The organism is Spartinivicinus marinus (genome assembly GCF_026309355.1).
GTDB classification, from domain to species: Bacteria; Pseudomonadota; Gammaproteobacteria; order Pseudomonadales; family Zooshikellaceae; genus Spartinivicinus; species Spartinivicinus marinus.
On record NZ_JAPJZK010000001.1, the window covers coordinates 6341072 to 6359240 of the forward strand.

Here is an 18169-nt window from a genome sequence, read left to right on the forward strand (position 1 = left end):
AAAAAAGCTGCCGAGTGTACTGATTATGACGTATTACGCAAGCGACTTTGCTTTGCCGCCAACGCCCGTCACTCCATAAATTTAGTTTCAGCCTCCAGTTGCTGTTGGATAAAATACCTCGTCAGCTTTGCTGCAGTAGCTATATGCTGCGCTTGGGTAAAGCCAGACGCTTTTCGCGGTTTAAAATCATGATCACCATCTTCCAACCACGCCAATTGCACCTTTGCAAAATGTGGCAGCTCAGCTACTTGCTGAGCAGTACCCATTGGATCTCGGGTTCCTTGAATGAGTACGGCTGGTTTTTCTAAACCTAACAATGGTTCAACACGAGGCTGCTGATTTTTACCTCGCCCATAAAAAGGGTAACCAAACCCAATAGCCGCCACTGCTTGCTTAATCTGATTCACTGCCATCATCGCCATTCGGCCCCCCATCGACTTACCTGCCAAAAAACACGGTAATTGCAGTAATTTAGGATGCTGGGTTATTTCTGCTACCACCGTTTGCCAATGAGCAACCAGTCGATCTGCTCGATCTGGTGGTCGACGCTTACCATCATCTGTCATTTTTTGCATATAGGGAAATTCAAATCGCACAACAAAAACAGCATGCGCTTGCAACGCTGCAGCTAATGTCTCCATAAACTCACTCTGCATCCCTGCTCCTGCCCCATGCGCTAAAAAACATAAGGCAACAGGTGAGTCTGGCTGATTAAATATAACGTCACCACAGGCAAATTTTAGTTTCATTTGCTTTACTTCCAATAAGACTTACTAACAAAGCAGCTCAATGATTTATCCGACAAAAGTTGTCTTGATTTAAGTCAAATTTACTCACTGAATACACTAATTAAAACCCGAACGAAGGCCATTGCATGTTGACAGCTAATATGGCATGCACGTATCCTCGCGGCACGCTGCCTATGTTCGACATAAGCAGCACATTTAATAATCAGCCACTAAACTATATACACAGTATTAGCCTGGTATTAGGTCGGTGTTGTATGGGTTGTCTGACCAGCTTGTTATGGCCAACACTATTATTTAGGTTTGCTTGCTTTACAGCAAGTAGACGACGCCATACTTCCTACCGCCTCAGTGGTATTTCCACCCCTACTCCGCGTTTAGTGATGGAACCTGTAACATGAGCTCAGCAACGAACAACTCAGAGTATAATTATAAGGTGGTACGCCAGTTTGCCATCATGACGGTGGTTTGGGGCATCGTCGGGATGGGCGTTGGCGTATTAATTGCCACCCAACTCGTCTTCCCTGAATTAAACTTAAACACACCTTGGTTTAGTTTTGGTCGCTTGCGCCCATTACATACCAATGCCGTCATTTTTGCTTTTGGTGGCTGCGCCTTATTTGCAACCTCATACTATGTGGTGCAAAGAACCTGTCAAACCCGGCTAATTTCCGATGGCCTAGCCGCTTTTACCTTTTGGGGTTGGCAAGCCATTATCGTCGCCGCCGCTATTACCTTACCGTTAGGTTATACAACATCTAAAGAATACGCCGAACTGGAATGGCCGATTGATATTGCTATAACTGTCGTTTGGGTGACCTACGCGATTGTCTTTTTTGGCACCATCATGAAGCGAAAGGCCAAGCATATTTATGTAGCCAACTGGTTTTATGGTGGCTTTATCCTCACTGTTGCCATTCTACATGTGGTTAATAGTATGGAAGTACCGGTTAATTTATTTAAGTCTTATTCTGCATACTCTGGCGCGCAAGATGCGATGATCCAGTGGTGGTATGGCCACAATGCAGTCGGCTTTTTCTTAACAGCAGGCTTTCTGGGCATGATGTACTACTTCGTACCCAAGCAGGCTGGTCGCCCAGTTTACTCTTATCGCTTATCTGTCGTGCATTTCTGGGCACTGATATCCCTATATATTTGGGCAGGTCCTCACCACTTACATTACACCGCACTACCTGACTGGGCTCAAAGCTTAGGGATGGTCATGTCACTCATCCTGCTAGCACCTTCCTGGGGGGGAATGATCAACGGCATGATGACCTTATCTGGCGCTTGGGACAAACTGCGTACTGACCCAGTGCTGCGCTTCCTAGTGGTATCTTTATCTTTCTATGGGATGTCCACATTTGAAGGCCCCATGATGTCGATCAAAACTGTGAATGCCCTGTCCCACTACACTGATTGGACCATCGGCCATGTTCACTCTGGTGCCCTAGGCTGGGTTGCGATGATCTCTATTGGTGCTATCTATCACTTGATTCCAAAGCTTTGGGGCAAAGCCCAAATGTACAGTGTTGAGCTAATCCATGGTCACTTCTGGTTAGCCACAATTGGTACCGTGCTTTATATCGCTTCCATGTGGGTCAACGGTATTTCGCAGGGATTAATGTGGCGTGCTGCAAACCAAACTGATGGCACCCTCGCCTTTAGCTTTGTTGAGTCAGTAGAAAACAGCGAAATTGGCTATATTGTTCGAGCAATTGGTGGTGCATTCTTCCTCGTGGGTATGTTCCTGATGGCTTATAACACCTGGAAAACCATTGCTGATGAGAGTCCTGCAAAAGCAAAAGCTGAAGCACAACTGGCTTAAGTAGAGGAGCAGCAAACGAATGAAAAGCCATGAGATTGTAGAAAAGAACCTAGGCCTGATGCTGATCCTAACGGTGGTAGCGATTAGCTTTGGTGGACTGGTTGAAATTGTACCGCTGTTCTTCTCCAAAGAACTGAACACTAACTTGATCAGCTATACCGATAGTAAAGGCAGTATTCAAACGGTTGAAATCAAACCTTATAGCGCTCTGCGCTTAGAAGGGCGGGATATTTATATCCGTGAAGGTTGTGTGGGCTGTCACTCACAAATGATTCGTCCATTCCGTGCTGAAACTGAACGTTATGGCCACTACTCGCTAGCCGCTGAAAGCGTTTATGACCATCCATTCCTATGGGGCTCTAAACGGACAGGACCTGACTTAGCCCGTGTTGGTGGTCGTTACTCTGATGACTGGCATCGCCAGCATTTGAATAACCCACGTGAGGTAGTCCCAGAGTCAGTGATGCCAGCTTATCCCTGGTTATATGACAACGTCCTGACAGGTGAGCATACTGCAGACAAAATGCGCGCGTTAAAGAAAGTGGGCGTGCCATACAGCGATGAAGAAATTGCTAATGCGAAAGAAGAAGTTAAGGGTAAAACCGAAATGGATGCATTAGTGGCTTATTTACAAGGGCTAGGCACCGCTATACCTAAGGGTGTAACGGGAATAAAGCCCAAACCTATTAGTGTTGATTAATTATGGATATCAACTCTTTTCGTGGTTTAGCCACAATATTTGCGATGGTGGCCTTTATCGCCATTTGTATTTGGGCCTATAGCCACCGCCGCAAAAAAGATTTTGATGAAGCTGCAAACTTACCCTTTGCTGATGAGCCTGAAAAAAGCCAGGGCAACACTCAGGAGATAAGCCGTGATCGAGATTAATCAGTATTTGAGTGACTTTTGGGAAGGCTGGATAGCTGTACTGACATTAACCTGTTTAGGGTTAATTATGTTTGTATTATTTGCTACCCGTCGTAAACACCGTTCCAGTTTAACGGAAGAAACCACCGGCCATGCTTATGATGGTATCGAAGAATACGACAACCCCTTACCTAGCTGGTGGTTTAATCTATTTATTGCCACCATCGTATTTGCTGCCTTATATTTAATCCTTTACCCAGGATTATGGAAAGGTGCTTGGGGGTTAGTGACCTACTCTAAAGAAGACGGCTTTGAGTTTAGATCAGATCGTCTTGAGGAAGGTGACTATGGCTGGACAGCACGCGGACAGCTAAAACGCGAAGAAGCAAAAGCGGATGCCCAGTATGGCAAGTTATTTGAAGACTACGCCAAGCTGCCCATTGAAGAAGTAGCGAAAATCCCTAAGGCAGTTGCCACTGGACAGCGGATTTTTGCCAGCAACTGCGCTATATGTCATGGCTCAGATGCCAAAGGGGCTTATGGATACCCTAACTTAACCGATAATGATTGGATTCATGGTGGTAACCCTGAGCAAATCAAAACCACTATCCTGGGTGGTAAAAACGGTCTTATGCCTGCTTGGGGAGCATTATTAACACCAGATCAAATCAAGCATACGGCCAGTTATGTACGTAGCTTAGCAAGCTTAAACGTATCAGCCAGTTCAGAAGAACTTGCCCAAGGCGAAAAAACCTTCCAAGCTCAGTGCGCCGTTTGTCATGGTAATGATGGCAAAGGTAAAGCTGAAGTAGGTGCACCTAACTTAACAGACGATGTTTGGTTGTATGGTTCACGCCAAATTCAAGTAGAATATACCTTACGAAATGGTCGGAACGGTGTAATGCCTGCTTGGGAAAAAATACTTGGCCCTGATAAGGTTCATGTAGTGTCGGCCTATATATATAGCCTATCACACAAATAATAAACCCTTTGAATGACCAGCCATATAGCTGGTCATTTGCTTTAATCTACTCATTAATTGCAATTGACATTGTTTAGCCGTTCTCTGCCATTACTATAGTCTCTCTATAATTAATGAGGGTGTTGCAAAAGTTCATGAATTCAGTCGTTTTAGCTTTGCTACAACCTCTAATTAGTTACCGGTAATACCTGATGAGCACCTCTCCTATAAAAGAAGTCAAACCGGACGATCCAGAATTAATCGAAGTTATCGATCTCTACCAAAAGCGCGACAAAATTTATACTCGGGCCTTTAAGGGTATATACCGCAACTTCCGTATAATTGGCGGAGCTGTTTTATTTATTCTCTATTTTGGTACTGTATGGCTACCCTGGGGAGACCGACAAGCCATTTTATTTGATTTGCCTGCTCGTCAGTTTCATATCTTTGGGATCACCTTCTGGCCCCAAGACTTGATGCTTCTGTCTGCCTTACTGATTATCTGTGCCTTTGGTTTATTTTTTATCACTGTACTTGCTGGCCGGATCTGGTGTGGCTACACCTGCCCACAAAGTGTATTTACCTGGGTATTTATGTGGGCTGAAAAAATCACTGAAGGTGACCGCAATAAGCGGATGAAACTCGACAAAACTGAGATGGGTTTTAATAAGTTTCGACGCAAGTTTCTGAAACACACTATCTGGCTTTTCGTCTCCTTAGCCACTGGCATTACTTTTGTTGGCTATTTCACCCCCATTAATGAGCTGGTAGCAGACCTTGCCTATGGTGCTGCAAACCCCTGGGCTTATTTTTGGGTAGCCTTTTTTGCCTTAGCGACCTATGGCAACGCAGGCTGGTTACGTGAGCAAGTGTGTATCTATATGTGCCCTTATGCTCGCTTTCAGAGTGTGATGTTTGATGAAAACACCTTAATTGTTTCCTATGATCCTCATCGAGGCGAAAGCCGTGGGCCAAGAAAACGCGGCAGCGACTATCAAGCCAAAGGGTTGGGTGACTGTATTGATTGCCAAATGTGTGTCCAGGTTTGTCCTACCGGAATCGATATTCGTGACGGTTTGCAATATGAATGTATAGGTTGTGCAGCTTGTATTGATGCCTGTGACAACATTATGGAAAAAATGAATTACCCTAAAGGGTTAATTCGCTATACCACAGAAAATAGCCTGGCAGGAAAAGCTACCAAAATCCTCCGCCCCAGTTTAATAGGCTATTTATCTGCTTTATTAATTGTTAGTGGTTTTTTCAGCTATACCCTTCTAACCCGAGTACCTGTCACGCTGGAAATTTCCCGCGACCGTAACACGCTTTATAATGAGACCAGCCGCGGTACTATTGAAAATGTCTATATGCTCAAGATTGGCAATATGGACCAGCATGACCATCCATTTAAAATCACTATCAGTGGTGTACCTGGAATGAAGCTCACGGAAGACACAGAAGTCGTTGTACCTACTGGTGAAGTAAAAATGGTACCTGTACGACTGGAGTTAAGCCCTGATAAAATTACCAGCCGGAATATGACTTTTCACTTTAAAGTGGTTTCACAAGATGGAGAACATTTGGCTGCCACTCAGGAAAGTCGTTTTATCGCCCCCACTGACCCCGTTAGATTGAAGTAATGACTATGCAGACCTCAGAGCAAACCGTAAAACAGACAGTAAACCCTTGGTATAAAGAGTTTTGGTTTTGGTTTGTCATGGCAATTCCTATGCTGGCAATTGCCTCAGGTATTGCGATGATTACGGTTTCAATCAATGGGGCAGACACCTTAGTGCGGGATAATTATTACAAAGATGGCCTGGCCATCCGTAATGACTTATCCCGTGATTATAAAGCCAAAGATTTACAGCTGGTTGCCACTATTAAGGTTGATAATTTAACCGGGGATATCACGGTTAAACTCGCTGGTAATTTAGCTCAATTCCCTACCAGGCTCAGTTTAAGCTTGATATCACCCACTATTCCTGATGATGACCAATCCCTGCTGATGCAGCATATTGCTAAAGGTCATTATGTTGGGCAGCTAAAACAGCAGGTAAAAGGGAAACGCTACATTCAACTGGAAACCATTCCTGCTGAACGGGATAAATATACAGATAATGACTGGCGGTTGATTTCTGATTGGTACCTAAGTAATGAACAGGAGTCCATCAGCTTAGGCAACAATACTGCCTCCGCCACCACTGAAGCTAGTTAACGGGCTGGTATCTTGCTGTGACCCAACTCACTGGCTGCTTTCATTGTGGTACGCCTATTCCTGCAGGCTCTGCCACCTTTTTTGCGACTGTTGCTGGTGAGCAACAGCCTATGTGTTGCCCTGCCTGCCAAACCGTGGCAGAAGCCATTGATCAAGGCGGCCTAAATCAGTATTACCAATATCGCACCAACAAAGCGGCAAAAGCCGAGGCAGCTTCCCAGCAATTTCAAGTGTATGATGAACCTGCCTTGCAGGATACCTTTGTTAAAACCCAGTCAAATGGGGATAAAACAGCATTACTACTGTTAGAAAATATCCATTGTGCTGCCTGCATTTGGTTAATTGAGCAGCACTTGCAACAATTCCCAGCGGTTAAGCAGGCAGCCGTCAACTTTACCCAACATCAACTCCAGCTCTGCTGGGACGCTAACATTATGCCATTAAGTGAGTTGATGGCAGCACTCCAGCAGATTGGCTACCCACCGCTCCCTTTTCACCCGAATCAACAGCAAAACCTGATGGCCAAACAGCGCCATAAAATGGTACGCCAGCTAGCTGTAGCTGGGATTGGCGCTATGCAAGTGATGATGTATGCAGTTGCCCTCTATGCTGGTGCCTTGCAAGGCATTGCGGAACAGCATCAGTGGTTTTTGCGCTGGGTTAGTTTCATTGTAGCCACACCAGTGGTGTTTTATGCTGCTAAGCCGTTTTTTCAAACAGCCTGGCGAGATATCCGTATTCGCCAGCTGAGTATGGATGTTCCCATTGCCCTAGCCATTGGCGGTGCTTATTCAGCCAGTAGTTGGGCCATGCTGACCAATAGCGGAGAAGTCTACTTTGACTCAGTCTGTATGTTTACCTTCTTCTTGCTGTTGGGCCGGTTTGTAGAATTTAACACTCGCCAACGCGCTCACCTGAGTAGCTCTCGGCTGAATCAGCTATTGCCTGATCAGGTGACTATTCTCTCTAAGGGCAAAGAAGCTGTTATCCCCTTAACCCTTCTCAAGCCCGCTGACATTATCCTGGTCAAGCCTGGTGCGACAATACCGGCTGATGGCACTATTTTGGCTGGGCAAACCACGATTAATGAAGCAGCCCTCACCGGCGAGTTTTTACCTGAACCACGCCAGGCTGGTGATCAGGTGATTGCTGGCAGCATCAATGTTGACCAGCCCGTTCAAGTGCAAGTCACTCATACGGGTCTCGATACTCAACTGGCCTGTATCGAGCAATTGCTAAACCAGGCCCAACAAGACAAACCACCCATTGCCTTACTGGCAAATAAAGTTGCCCATTATTTTGTGGCAAGCGTACTGGTTATTGCAACTCTGGTATTTTTTAGCTGGTGGTGGCTAGCACCAGAAGATGCGTTATGGGTTACCTTATCAGTGTTAGTCGTTACCTGCCCTTGCGCTTTGTCATTGGCAACCCCCACAGCATTAACTGCTGCGACCTATGCTTTACAACAACAAGGCTTTCTAATCACCAAAGGGCACTTGCTAGAAGGCTTAACCACCATCAGCCATATTGTGTTTGATAAAACCGGTACACTCACCACTGGACAGTTCAGTCTCACCCAGATGGTACCCATAGCAGCAATCAAGACTGATCAAGCCATGGCCTTAGCTGCTGCGTTAGAAATACACTCAGAACACCCTATAGCAAAGGCCTTTCCAGCCTCTTCTGCCTACCAAGCAGTCGATATTACAAACACGCCAGGCCAAGGCATCAGTGGCACAATTGATGGTACTGACTATCGAATGGGTATTGCTAGTTATGCCTGGCCTACAGAGAAAGTTACTCCTCCTTCCAGCCATGGCCATTGGCTACTACTGGCAGATGATCAGCAGCCTATTGCCTGGTTTGAAGTCAATGATAGTTTGCGAGAAGAGGTTATTGATACTGTCACAGCTTTACAGCGACATGGTTTCAAGCTCTCTTTGTTGACAGGTGATCGCTCAGCACAGGCCAGCATTACTGCCCAGGCTTTAACTATCCACAACCTTAAGCAAGGGGCTTCTCCTGAAGATAAACTGGCTTACATCAAGGCCTTACAAGACCAAGGGGATAAAGTGCTCATGGTGGGCGATGGTGTAAACGATGCTCCCGTATTAGCCGCTGCGGATGTTTCGGTTGCTATGGGTTCTGCCACCGACTTAGCAAAAACCCATGCTGATGGGATTTTGCTAAATGGTAAACTTGCCACATTACTGACTGCCTTAACTAAAGCACAAAAAACCCGGCAAATTATTCGGGGTAATTTAATCTGGTCGCTAACTTATAATGTGGTAGCACTGCCCTTGGCAGCACTAGGCATGATTCCCCCCTGGGCGGCTGCTATTGGAATGACCAGCAGCTCTCTAGTTGTGGTACTGAATGCGCTTAGACTGAATGCCCAGCAAGTCAATCAAGCTCAGCCTGATACAACAGCTAAGTTCACATGGAATAGTCAGCAACCCCACCAAAATACCACAGGCGTCTGATGATGGAGTCAATTTACCTACTAATTCCCATTGCCCTGATTTTTGTTGCTATTGGGGTGTGGATTTTTTTCTGGGCGGTGGATAGTGGCCAATTTGATGATTTAGAAAGTCCCGCTCACAGTATTTTATTTGATGATGAATCCAAACCATCTCCTCAAAAACAAACGAAAAACCAGTCAGCACCTACTGATAAACAAAACTCATCTGTTCCTGATACTGATAAACCACAATGAGCATTGAACTAAGTCAACTAATCAGTGCTTTTTTATTGGGCTTACTGGGTGGTGCTCACTGCTTGGGGATGTGTGGTGGAATCATGGCAGCAATCAGCCTTCACTTGCCTGAGCAAAAAAAACTACCTGTACTACTCAGTTATAATACCGGCCGCATTACCAGCTATACCCTAGCAGGCATGTTAGTAGGCAGTTTAGGCTGGTCAATTCAGCAGCTGGGGCCTGCAGCAAACCAAGGGCTCCGCTGGTTAGCTGGCATTTTATTGATTTTAATGGCCTGCTATATCGCTAACTGGTGGAAAGCACTGACGTGGCTAGAAAAAGCGGGACAGCATCTGTGGCGCTATATTCAACCATTAACCAAACCTTTTTTACCCGCAACTAACAGTAAACAAGGCTTTTGTTTAGGCATTTTATGGGGCTGGCTGCCTTGTGGGCTTATTTACAGCGCCCTAACCTGGTCTGCTGCCAGTGGCAATACACTTGATGGCGGACTGCTGATGCTGGGATTTGGTTTAGGAACACTGCCTACGGTATTAGCCACTGGCTTTTTCGCTGATACGCTAAAGCAATTTGTTGCCCACCACCTCACCCGCACAGTGGCAGCGATCATTATGATTGGTTTCGGTATATGGACGATTCCTGGCCCTCACCAAGCGCTGTTAATGCCAAACCATGAGAATCATGCTCATCATCATTGACCCATGTCAATTCTTTTCCAGACCACCGCTTTACACTGTTAATCTGTATCAACAGTGACAGGCCAAGTTTATGTTAGGACCTTTGAAGTGGCAGTCCTCGCTTATCGAACGATATAATCAGCAAGGCCCACGTTATACCTCATACCCTACTGCCGTTGAGTTTTCAGAATCGTTTGAGCCTGACCACTATCAACAAGCTTTAACAAAACTCAAACAGCAGCAAACACCGCTGTCACTTTATGTACACATCCCGTTTTGCGCTAGTGTTTGTTATTACTGTGGCTGCAATAAAATAATTACCAAAAATCGGCAAAAAGCCCTGCCTTATCTAACGGTATTGGAAAAAGAAATCCAGCTTGTCTCTCAACAGTTAGACTGTAAGCCTGTGGTTGAACAACTACACTGGGGAGGTGGTACCCCTACCTTTTTGACCCATGAGCAAACTACCCAATTGTTTACGCTGCTGGAGCAGCACTTTCAATTGGTGGATGATATTGACGGAGACTATTCAATTGAAATAGACCCACGAGAAGCTGACTGGCCAACCATGGGATTATTACGCTCCTTGGGGTTTAATCGTATTAGCTTAGGTATTCAGGATTTTAATCCAGTTGTACAAAAAGCGGTTAATCGCGTTCAATCAGAAGCTGAAACAGAAGCTATTTTTGAAGCAGCCAGGGCATTATTATTTAAATCCATTAATGTGGATTTAATTTATGGATTACCTTTTCAAACCACTGCCAGTTTTTTAGAAACCCTTGATAAAGTCATTGCGCTCTCACCCGACCGGCTATCTATTTTCAATTACGCTCATTTACCCCATCGGTTTAAGCCTCAAAGAAGGATTAAAGCCAGCGACTTACCTTCTGCTCCAGAAAAGCTCAGTATTTTACAACACAGTATTGATCGGCTACAGGCAGCTGGCTACCACTATATTGGCATGGATCACTTTGCTTTACCTGATGACAAACTGGCTACCGCTCAAGCAAAAGGCGAATTACATCGTAATTTCCAAGGCTATACCACCCATGGCCATTGTGACTTAATTGGGTTTGGCGTCTCTTCAATTAGCCAGATTAATGATATTTATTGCCAAAACCACACTGCACTTGATGACTATATTCAGTCAATCGAAAATAATCAGCTACCCATTAAACGTGGTATTCAATTAAATCAGGATGATTTACTTAGACGAGGTATTATTCAACAGCTAATCTGTCACTTTCAGGTAGATTTAGCCAAGTATTGCCAACCTTTCGGTATAAACTGGCACGTTTATTTCCAGAAAGAAATTATGCAACTCATGCCAATGGTTGAAGATAAGCTCATCACCCTAACTGATAGCAAGTTAATCATCACCAATAATGGAAGGCTGTTAGCCAGAAATATCTGTATGGTGTTTGATCGATATCTAGCAAGCAAACAATCATCAGAGAATTTATTTTCTAAAGTTATTTAATACTAAAAACTTTCGCTTGTTGCTAACTGGGTCACCCCCTACAATAATCACAATGTACCCGTTAGCCTAAATTAACAATTTTTGCGTTCGAGGCCTCAGCGTAACAATGATTGCCAAAGTAAAACCTATCAACCAAGTCGCTTGCAAAGATTGCATTCTAAGCACCCTTTGTCTGCCTATTGCCTTAAAAGTAGAAGATATTGATACGCTAGACAGCATCATTAAACGAGGCAAACCATTACGCAAAGGCGAGCACCTATTTTTCCAAGGTGACACATTCAGCTCTATCTATGCCGTTCGTTCGGGTGCCTTAAAAACCTACACCACCACTGATGATGGTGTTGAACAAATTACTGGCTTCCAACTGCCAAGTGAATTAGTTGGGTTAAGTGGTATTGATGACGAGCATTACCCCGTATCAGCCCAAGCGGTAGAAACCACTATGGTTTGTGAAATCCCCTTCGAACGACTGGATGAACTTGCCAGTACCCTGCCCGAGCTCCGTCGTAAATTAATGCAAATCATGAGCAAAGAAATTCGCGAAGATCAGCAAATGATGTTGTTGCTCAGTAAGAAAAATGCCGATGAACGTATTGCAACCTTTCTCTTAAATTTAGCTGCCCGCTTCCGTCGCCGTGGCTTTTCTTCTCAGGCTTTCAGACTCCCCATGTCTCGCAATGAGATGGGTAATTATTTGGGACTTGCGGTAGAAACGGTTAGCCGTGTCTTCACGCGCTTCCAAAAAAATGGCTTAATCGACGCGAATGGCAAGGAAGTCCTGATCAAAGATTCCATGACTATTTGCTCTTTAGCTGGAGGCAAACCTGTTAACCAAGCCAACGACTCATTAACAGGCTAGCCCTTCCCTAGCTGGGGAGAGCATCGATAAACCATTATTTGGAAAACTAATAATGATATTTGACGAATATTATATAAAGTCATTAATTCGTAATGTTCCTGACTGGCCCAGCCCTGGTGTAATGTTTCGTGATATTACGCCCTTATTTAAATCACCAAAAGCCCAACGCATGGTAGTTGATAGCTTCATTCAACGTTATGTAGATGCCGACTTTACCCATATTGGCGCCATGGAAGCCCGAGGTTTTTTACTTGGCTCAGTCATTTCCTATGAGTTGAATAAACCACTAGTGTTATTTCGAAAACAAGGCAAACTACCGGCGAAAACCATTGCAGAAGAATATGACATCGAATACGGAAAAGCAGTACTAGAAATACAACATGATGCCTTTGAAAGTGGTGCAAGCATCCTACTCGTGGATGACTTGATTGCCACAGGAGGCACTTTACTTGCTGCAGCAACTTTAACCCGACAGTTAGGGGGTAGTATTTATGAAGCAGCGGCTATTATTGACTTGCCAGATTTAGGTGGTAGCCAAAAGCTTCAAGACTCAGATATTCCCGTTTATACACTTTGTGCCTTTGCTAAAGATTAGTCAGTGTTAACTACTTCTGATCGCACCCCTCAAAGGGTGCGCCAGTCATCTAAGAATAAACCCGCTAGTTTCACCGTCATTTAAATGACAACACTGTCAGCTATTTGATCACTTCCCAACTATCTTTTTCATCTTACTCAACAAACATCGGACAGGTTAACAAGCAAAAGTGCTTTTTCCACTACTGCTAACTCCATACTTCACAGCATTTTCCTTACTAAATACTTTTTAACTTTTTCCAAGTAAAGCAAGCCGTTAAGTTGCGTATTTCAGTCTACACTAACCATAAAATAGGATTGTATTCAAGATAAGTCATTTTTTTGCAACGAATAAAAGGAATGCCAATAGCAGTAAAGGCCCATACTGGTCAAAAAAATGCATTAAAAACAATAAACGTAGGGAAAATGAGAGTTGAATAATGGGCATTTGTGCAGAAGAGCTAAGACATTATGTCGTTCAACCCACTTTAAAGCAATTGCAAATCAAGCATTGCTTAGCAGAAAACTTGCTAATGGGGACAGCTGCTCAGGAAAGTGGGCTTGGCTTCTACCTACGCCCTAAAAAACACCACTCCTATGGCATTTATTGCATTACTCCCCTGATGCATAGAAATATATGGGATAAATATTTGGTTCAACTACCAGAACTGGCAAGTCAGGTCAGGGGATTAGCTAGCCAACATGAATTTTTGGAAAATCCCCACCAAGAATTAGCTACTAATCTCAGTTATGCAACAGCTATTGCTTGGATGGTTTACCAGCGTGTCCCGAATTTTCCGACTAAAGGTGATCCTGCCAATTTAGGGCTATTGGGAAAATGCTGGCGCCGTTATTACCATGGTAAACCCCAGGCCTCACTAGACGACTTTATCCATAATTACCATCAATATATTCTGGGTAGACCTCAAGCCGCCTGATAGTTCAATATAGCACTTGCTTATGTTAAATATTGCAACAGGCTAACAATAGAGTCTGTTGTTTTGATTTATATGTATTTGCTTACTACTTAACTCTCTAAGCAAAAGTAGATGTTGTTATATTACCGCTTTGCTTAACCTGACAACTGCTCCGCACATTGAATACATAAGTCCGTATAAGGCATCACCTTTAATCGAGCAGGTGCAATCTCCTGCCCACAATGACTACAAAACAAATACTCTTCATTATCAATACGTGTCAATGCACGCTGGACCTTGATCAGTTCTGACAAAGTCTCATTACCTAGTGCATCAACCACCTCATCATTTTCACGCTCTTGTGCCTGCTCTGACCAGTCTCGGCTGGTGGGCTTTACTGCATCACGCTTCAATCGAGACAATCGCTGTTCCAACTCCATCTGTTTAGCCTGTAGTTGACGTTTTATGTCTTCATATAATGTCATGCAGTGCCTCACCACTTTCACATTCGTTATTAACAATTGTTATTGATTTACTCTATCTAACTATAGCGTTTTCTAACGTTCCTATTGTTTGGGCAAGCAATACAGACAAAAAGTTTGCTTGCCCTCCCCTTACTCACATACTTTGTTCTCATTAACAGCAGGCTCAGGTATAATCAGCCCCCCATTATCTGGTTGCCTTTACTTAGCAGTAACGATGTCTATGCAAAAGCCAAAATCTGACAAACTCACCCTTAACAAGCTACAAAAGCGCTTACGTCGCGAAGTAGGCCGAGCTATCGCCGACTTCAATATGATCGAAGATGGTGACAAAATCATGTGTTGCTTGTCAGGTGGTAAAGACAGTTATACCCTGCTGGATATCTTGCTAAATCTACAGCAACATGCCCCAATCAGCTTTTCTATTGTGGCGGTAAACCTTGACCAGAAGCAGCCAGGCTTTCCTGAGGAAGTACTACCTAACTATTTAAACTCATTAAATATTGACTACTTAATTGTTGAAGAAGACACTTACAGTATTGTCAAAGACAAAATACCCGAAGGAAAAACGACTTGTGCTTTATGCTCAAGACTGAGACGGGGTATCTTATACAGCACCGCAAAAAAGCTGGGCGCCACTAAAATTGCCTTGGGCCATCATCGTGACGATATCATCGAAACCCTGTTATTAAATATGTTTTATGGCGGCAAAATGAAAGCTATGCCAGCCAAGCTGGTTTCTGACGATGGTCAACATATGGTTATTCGCCCACTGGCCTATAGCCGTGAAAAAGATATTATAAAATACGCAGGCTTGAAGAATTTTCCTATTATTCCTTGCAACCTGTGTGGCTCTCAGGAAAACCTGCAACGAAAACAGATGAAAGCCCTGCTAAACCAATGGGATCGTCAATTCCCTGGGCGTATTGAAAGTATGTTTCGCGCGACGCAAAATATCGTCCCATCGCATATGGTAGACACAAGCCTATTTGACTTTCAATCACTAACGACACAAGACCAACCATTTCCTGATGGAGATCAGGCCTTTGATCCACCCAGCTTAGACTACCAAGCAGCTACTGATGAAAACACCGATACAGAAGAACAGCCATCAATGGTGAAACTTATTTCCCTGTAGCTGACTTGCGAGCAACCAATTGTCCAGGCTGGTAGCAAAATGCTTAACCAGCCGACCATGTCACCTCTTTTTACTTCACTTCATTTAAATTCCAATCATATTGATAGCTGATATTTCCTTGAAACTGCGCTAATTGTTTACGCAAAACTGGCTGAGCATATTGTTGTAAGTGCTTTATTAAAGCTGGTTCGTTATCACCAAAATCAACTTGATACCAGTCGTATATTTTTGATAACGCAAGTCCTTGTTTCGAGAGCGAAACGCCTTTAGCCTGATTAATAAACCGTTTGGCGGCAGCTTCTAATATTTGCTCTTGATTAGCGGCTGTTAACGCTTGAGTAGCTAAATCAGGACATCCCAAACTGGCACAATTAACCACATAGTGAATCCGTTGATCTTGCCAAATAGGCCTGAGAATACGGTGTTCAATATCATTCAAAGTAATTGCCTGACCAGCAATACGAATAATTTCATCATCCCAAGGGCCAAAACTAAAGAAACCTTTACCCAGTTTTTTAATGGAACTGACAGGATAGCTATTCAACACCAATTGTACAGTTAACGCATTATATAAATTAACCCAATAAGCAAACTGCTCTTGTTTTTTATATTGGCGCGGATCAATATGGCTCAACTGCTCGATATAGCGAGCCAGCTTCTGTGTATCGGTAGCACTCACTTTCTTGTAATTAAACAAATGGCCCTCTGGCTTAACCACCAAATACTGCTTTAACAACTGCTGCCATGGTTGGTGGTTAATCTGGTGGCTGCTCTGTTCATTACTGGCTTGCCAAAAATGCCATAAATTGGCTTTTGGTGCAGCAACAGAAAGAGTAGGCAGATAAGCGATCAATACAGCCCAGCCCCATAACAAACACCATAATTTACGTTTCATTGCAATCACTTATCAACCTCCCAATAAATTCAGCCTTCTTTACATTAGTAAAAGAAAGGTACGAAGTGATAACTCTTTCATTTTCACACTAAAGATATGTTTTATTCATAACTATTAGTCATATAAATAAGGAAAAAGGTTAATAATGTTTAAAAAACGCTTTGTAAGCACTGAAAACTATAACAAACCAAGTGACCCAATAAGCTGATTTATTTATACTGAGCCTGTTAACTGGATTTAACACAAACTAATTAAAGAAATAAAAACTCATAAAAAACAAGCCATAAACTAACAATAACAGGTACGCAAAGCAGCCATTTACACTACTCCCTTAAGTTTTCAGAGTAATCTAAATGCGGCGAAACAAATTTTTTGTTTTCCGTAAGCTGCTTTCGAGAGTCAACAAGTAGGACATCTTCTAACTGACTAATGCCTACTTTGATTGATACTAAAAAAGCCAAGGAGGTAACACAGTGCTGTTAAATCACATTTGGGGTCTATTTACCACCCCTCAACAAGAATGGCAACTCATCCGTAATGAATCCAATTCCGTTAGTAAAATTTATTTAACTCATGTTCTATTACTTGCAGCGATCCCTGCTATTTGCGGGTATATTGGCTTCACTCAAGTGGGTTGGTCAGTCGGCACCGACAAGCTGGTCAAACTCACTGAAGCCAATGCTGCAGGGATGGCTCTACTGGGCTATATGGCGATGTTAGCAGGTATTTTTGTAATGGGCTGTTTTATTCAGTGGATGGCAAAAACCTATCATGCCAACACAACCTTAAGTCAGACCATTGTCTTTGCTGCTTATACTGCCACTCCTTTATTTCTAACTGGTCTGGGGGCCTTATTACCCAATGTATGGCTAAATCTATTTCTTGTCATTGCCGGAGCCAGCTATGCAACTTACCTTCTCTATACCGGTATTCCTGTCATGATGAAAATCCCTAAAGAAGTCGGCTTTCTATTTGCTAGCAGTGTGCTTTGTGTTGGGCTCGTCGTTCTAGTTTCCATGATGACTATCACCGTATTATTTTGGGGCATTGGTATTGGCCCCTCACAAGTAGTATTCTGATTTCTCTTGGCAGTCACAAGTCAACAGCCTACAATTGCCGAATAATCTATTCGGCAATTGATGTGTTAGTTAAAATGCTTGAAGATGCAGTGGTTAAGCGAGTAAGAGTATTAATCTGTCTAGCTGAAACCCGCTTTGGTAGAATGTTTCAAATGCCCAGCATTCGTTTTGATCTAACAGGTACTTGCGCAGGTACTGCTGACTGGGTCAACAATGAAGTGCGTTTCAATACCTTATTTCTATCTCACCATCAACAACACTTTATCACGCATACCGTTGCCCATGAAGTGGCACATCTAGTTGCCCCTCTCATCTACGGCAGTCGCATTAAGCCTCATGGTAAAGAGTGGCAATTTGTGATGGAACAAGTATTTCACTGTCCAGCTGAGCGCTGTCATCAATATGACTTAGCTACCCTCAATAACCAGCGCCGTTATCACTGTCATTGTGCTCAACCTATTTGGCTAGGGCCAATTCAACATAAACGGGCTCAGCAAGGGATACGCTATATTTGCAAACAATGTCGACAGCCGCTAACAGCAGCAGTGTGACCGCAACATTCAATTACACTCCTCTCTTTAAGACAAGTGATAACTACACTTCAATAAGGCATTACTAATTAAATAGGTAATCCCAAGAAGTAAAAAGCATATCTCAACAAACAACCAATACACTGCACATTATTTTTTAATGTCTATTTTTTTATCGCTGAAAAATCTATTTGAATATT

Annotated in this window: 19 protein-coding genes; 16 read left to right on the forward strand and 3 right to left on the reverse strand. The window is 43.5% G+C overall.

All coding sequences use genetic code 11. The features are described 5' to 3' along the window. Positions 1 to 68 precede the first annotated feature (68 nt). Positions 69 to 749 carry an alpha/beta family hydrolase gene (locus OQE68_RS27855; RefSeq protein WP_180566774.1) on the reverse strand — a complete coding sequence of 227 codons (681 nt, stop codon included), beginning with the start codon at positions 747 to 749 and terminating at the stop codon, positions 69 to 71. 394 nt (positions 750 to 1143) lie between these two features. On the opposite strand from OQE68_RS27855, the gene ccoN reads away from it, so the two are divergent. The 13 genes from ccoN (at position 1144) to OQE68_RS27920 (ending at position 13866) form a co-directional block, all read left to right on the forward strand. Further along, a complete protein-coding gene (gene ccoN, locus OQE68_RS27860) occupies positions 1144 to 2574 on the forward strand; it encodes a cytochrome-c oxidase, cbb3-type subunit I (RefSeq protein WP_180566773.1) in 1431 nt (476 codons plus the stop codon). A gap of 19 nt (positions 2575 to 2593) precedes the next feature. Then, complete coding sequence (gene ccoO, locus OQE68_RS27865; RefSeq protein ID WP_180566772.1) at positions 2594 to 3274, forward strand: cytochrome-c oxidase, cbb3-type subunit II; 681 nt, start codon at positions 2594 to 2596, stop codon at positions 3272 to 3274. 2 nt (positions 3275 to 3276) lie between these two features. Further along, positions 3277 to 3462 (forward strand): cbb3-type cytochrome oxidase subunit 3, encoded by a 186-nt coding sequence (locus OQE68_RS27870; RefSeq protein ID WP_180566771.1) that lies wholly within the window; start codon positions 3277 to 3279, stop codon positions 3460 to 3462. After that, entirely contained in the window at positions 3449 to 4423 is a 975-nt protein-coding gene (ccoP, locus tag OQE68_RS27875) for a cytochrome-c oxidase, cbb3-type subunit III (protein WP_353618515.1), read from the forward strand. Before OQE68_RS27870 ends, ccoP begins: the two co-directional genes overlap by 14 nt. A gap of 191 nt (positions 4424 to 4614) precedes the next feature. Beyond that, the gene (ccoG, locus tag OQE68_RS27880; protein ID WP_180566770.1) at positions 4615 to 6042 is read left to right on the forward strand and encodes a cytochrome c oxidase accessory protein CcoG; all 1428 of its coding nucleotides are present in this window, start codon (positions 4615 to 4617) and stop codon (positions 6040 to 6042) included. A gap of 5 nt (positions 6043 to 6047) precedes the next feature. Next, entirely contained in the window at positions 6048 to 6620 is a 573-nt protein-coding gene (locus OQE68_RS27885; RefSeq protein ID WP_180566769.1) for a FixH family protein, read from the forward strand. A gap of 17 nt (positions 6621 to 6637) precedes the next feature. Next, positions 6638 to 9103, forward strand: a complete 2466-nt coding sequence (locus OQE68_RS27890; RefSeq protein WP_266195849.1) for a heavy metal translocating P-type ATPase — start codon at positions 6638 to 6640, stop codon at positions 9101 to 9103. After that, positions 9103 to 9336: a cbb3-type cytochrome oxidase assembly protein CcoS gene (gene ccoS / locus OQE68_RS27895; protein WP_434801415.1), complete on the forward strand. Its 234-nt coding sequence runs from the start codon at positions 9103 to 9105 to the stop codon at positions 9334 to 9336. The genes OQE68_RS27890 and ccoS overlap by 1 nt, the downstream gene beginning before the upstream one ends. Then, positions 9333 to 10037: a sulfite exporter TauE/SafE family protein gene (locus tag OQE68_RS27900; protein ID WP_180566768.1), complete on the forward strand. Its 705-nt coding sequence runs from the start codon at positions 9333 to 9335 to the stop codon at positions 10035 to 10037. The genes ccoS and OQE68_RS27900 overlap by 4 nt, the downstream gene beginning before the upstream one ends. Before the next feature lie 70 nt (positions 10038 to 10107). Next, positions 10108 to 11496, forward strand: coding sequence for an oxygen-independent coproporphyrinogen III oxidase (gene hemN / locus OQE68_RS27905; RefSeq protein ID WP_180566767.1), 1389 nt, complete (start codon positions 10108 to 10110; stop codon positions 11494 to 11496). A gap of 106 nt (positions 11497 to 11602) precedes the next feature. Then, positions 11603 to 12355: a fumarate/nitrate reduction transcriptional regulator Fnr gene (fnr, locus tag OQE68_RS27910; protein WP_180566766.1), complete on the forward strand. Its 753-nt coding sequence runs from the start codon at positions 11603 to 11605 to the stop codon at positions 12353 to 12355. Between the two features lie 52 nt (positions 12356 to 12407). Next, on the forward strand, positions 12408 to 12950 hold the full coding sequence (locus OQE68_RS27915) for an adenine phosphoribosyltransferase (RefSeq protein ID WP_180566765.1): 543 nt from the start codon (positions 12408 to 12410) through the stop codon (positions 12948 to 12950). Positions 12951 to 13368: 418 nt separating this feature from the next. Beyond that, on the forward strand, positions 13369 to 13866 hold the full coding sequence (locus tag OQE68_RS27920) for a hypothetical protein (RefSeq protein WP_180566764.1): 498 nt from the start codon (positions 13369 to 13371) through the stop codon (positions 13864 to 13866). 134 nt (positions 13867 to 14000) lie between these two features. Here the strand turns inward: OQE68_RS27920 and OQE68_RS27925 are convergent, their stop codons facing one another. Beyond that, on the reverse strand, positions 14001 to 14330 hold the full coding sequence (locus OQE68_RS27925) for a TraR/DksA family transcriptional regulator (RefSeq protein WP_180566763.1): 330 nt from the start codon (positions 14328 to 14330) through the stop codon (positions 14001 to 14003). Between the two features lie 214 nt (positions 14331 to 14544). On the opposite strand from OQE68_RS27925, the gene ttcA reads away from it, so the two are divergent. Next, positions 14545 to 15465, forward strand: coding sequence for a tRNA 2-thiocytidine(32) synthetase TtcA (gene ttcA, locus OQE68_RS27930; RefSeq protein WP_180566762.1), 921 nt, complete (start codon positions 14545 to 14547; stop codon positions 15463 to 15465). A 70-nt stretch (positions 15466 to 15535) separates the two neighbouring features. On the opposite strand, the gene OQE68_RS27935 is transcribed toward ttcA, so the two are convergent. Next, the gene (locus tag OQE68_RS27935; RefSeq protein ID WP_180566761.1) at positions 15536 to 16360 is read right to left on the reverse strand and encodes a DUF547 domain-containing protein; all 825 of its coding nucleotides are present in this window, start codon (positions 16358 to 16360) and stop codon (positions 15536 to 15538) included. A gap of 473 nt (positions 16361 to 16833) precedes the next feature. Here OQE68_RS27935 and OQE68_RS27940 point away from each other — a divergent pair, with 473 nt between their 5' ends. Together OQE68_RS27940 and OQE68_RS27945 are read left to right on the forward strand one after the other, a co-directional pair. After that, positions 16834 to 17439 carry a Yip1 family protein gene (locus OQE68_RS27940; protein ID WP_266195851.1) on the forward strand — a complete coding sequence of 202 codons (606 nt, stop codon included), beginning with the start codon at positions 16834 to 16836 and terminating at the stop codon, positions 17437 to 17439. A 62-nt stretch (positions 17440 to 17501) separates the two neighbouring features. After that, entirely contained in the window at positions 17502 to 17990 is a 489-nt protein-coding gene (locus tag OQE68_RS27945) for a SprT family zinc-dependent metalloprotease (protein ID WP_180566760.1), read from the forward strand. Positions 17991 to 18169: the final 179 nt, after the last annotated feature.

Bases quoted from the DNA above. Each gene is read 5' to 3' on its own strand.
- OQE68_RS27935 (WP_180566761.1), bottom strand. From the start codon at position 16,360: ATGAAACGTAAATTATGGTGTTTGTTATGGGGCTGGGCTGTATTGATC.
- OQE68_RS27920 (WP_180566764.1), top strand. From the start codon at position 13,369: ATGGGCATTTGTGCAGAAGAGCTAAGACATTATGTCGTTCAACCCACT.
- OQE68_RS27870 (WP_180566771.1), top strand. From the start codon at position 3,277: ATGGATATCAACTCTTTTCGTGGTTTAGCCACAATATTTGCGATGGTG.
- hemN (WP_180566767.1), top strand. From the start codon at position 10,108: ATGTTAGGACCTTTGAAGTGGCAGTCCTCGCTTATCGAACGATATAAT.
- OQE68_RS27885 (WP_180566769.1), top strand. From the start codon at position 6,048: ATGCAGACCTCAGAGCAAACCGTAAAACAGACAGTAAACCCTTGGTAT.
- OQE68_RS27900 (WP_180566768.1), top strand. From the start codon at position 9,333: ATGAGCATTGAACTAAGTCAACTAATCAGTGCTTTTTTATTGGGCTTA.
- ttcA (WP_180566762.1), top strand. From the start codon at position 14,545: ATGTCTATGCAAAAGCCAAAATCTGACAAACTCACCCTTAACAAGCTA.
- ccoO (WP_180566772.1), top strand. From the start codon at position 2,594: ATGAAAAGCCATGAGATTGTAGAAAAGAACCTAGGCCTGATGCTGATC.
- OQE68_RS27855 (WP_180566774.1), bottom strand. From the start codon at position 749: ATGAAACTAAAATTTGCCTGTGGTGACGTTATATTTAATCAGCCAGAC.
- ccoG (WP_180566770.1), top strand. From the start codon at position 4,615: ATGAGCACCTCTCCTATAAAAGAAGTCAAACCGGACGATCCAGAATTA.
- OQE68_RS27925 (WP_180566763.1), bottom strand. From the start codon at position 14,330: ATGACATTATATGAAGACATAAAACGTCAACTACAGGCTAAACAGATG.
- ccoS (WP_434801415.1), top strand. From the start codon at position 9,103: ATGATGGAGTCAATTTACCTACTAATTCCCATTGCCCTGATTTTTGTT.
- OQE68_RS27915 (WP_180566765.1), top strand. From the start codon at position 12,408: ATGATATTTGACGAATATTATATAAAGTCATTAATTCGTAATGTTCCT.
- ccoN (WP_180566773.1), top strand. From the start codon at position 1,144: ATGAGCTCAGCAACGAACAACTCAGAGTATAATTATAAGGTGGTACGC.
- fnr (WP_180566766.1), top strand. From the start codon at position 11,603: ATGATTGCCAAAGTAAAACCTATCAACCAAGTCGCTTGCAAAGATTGC.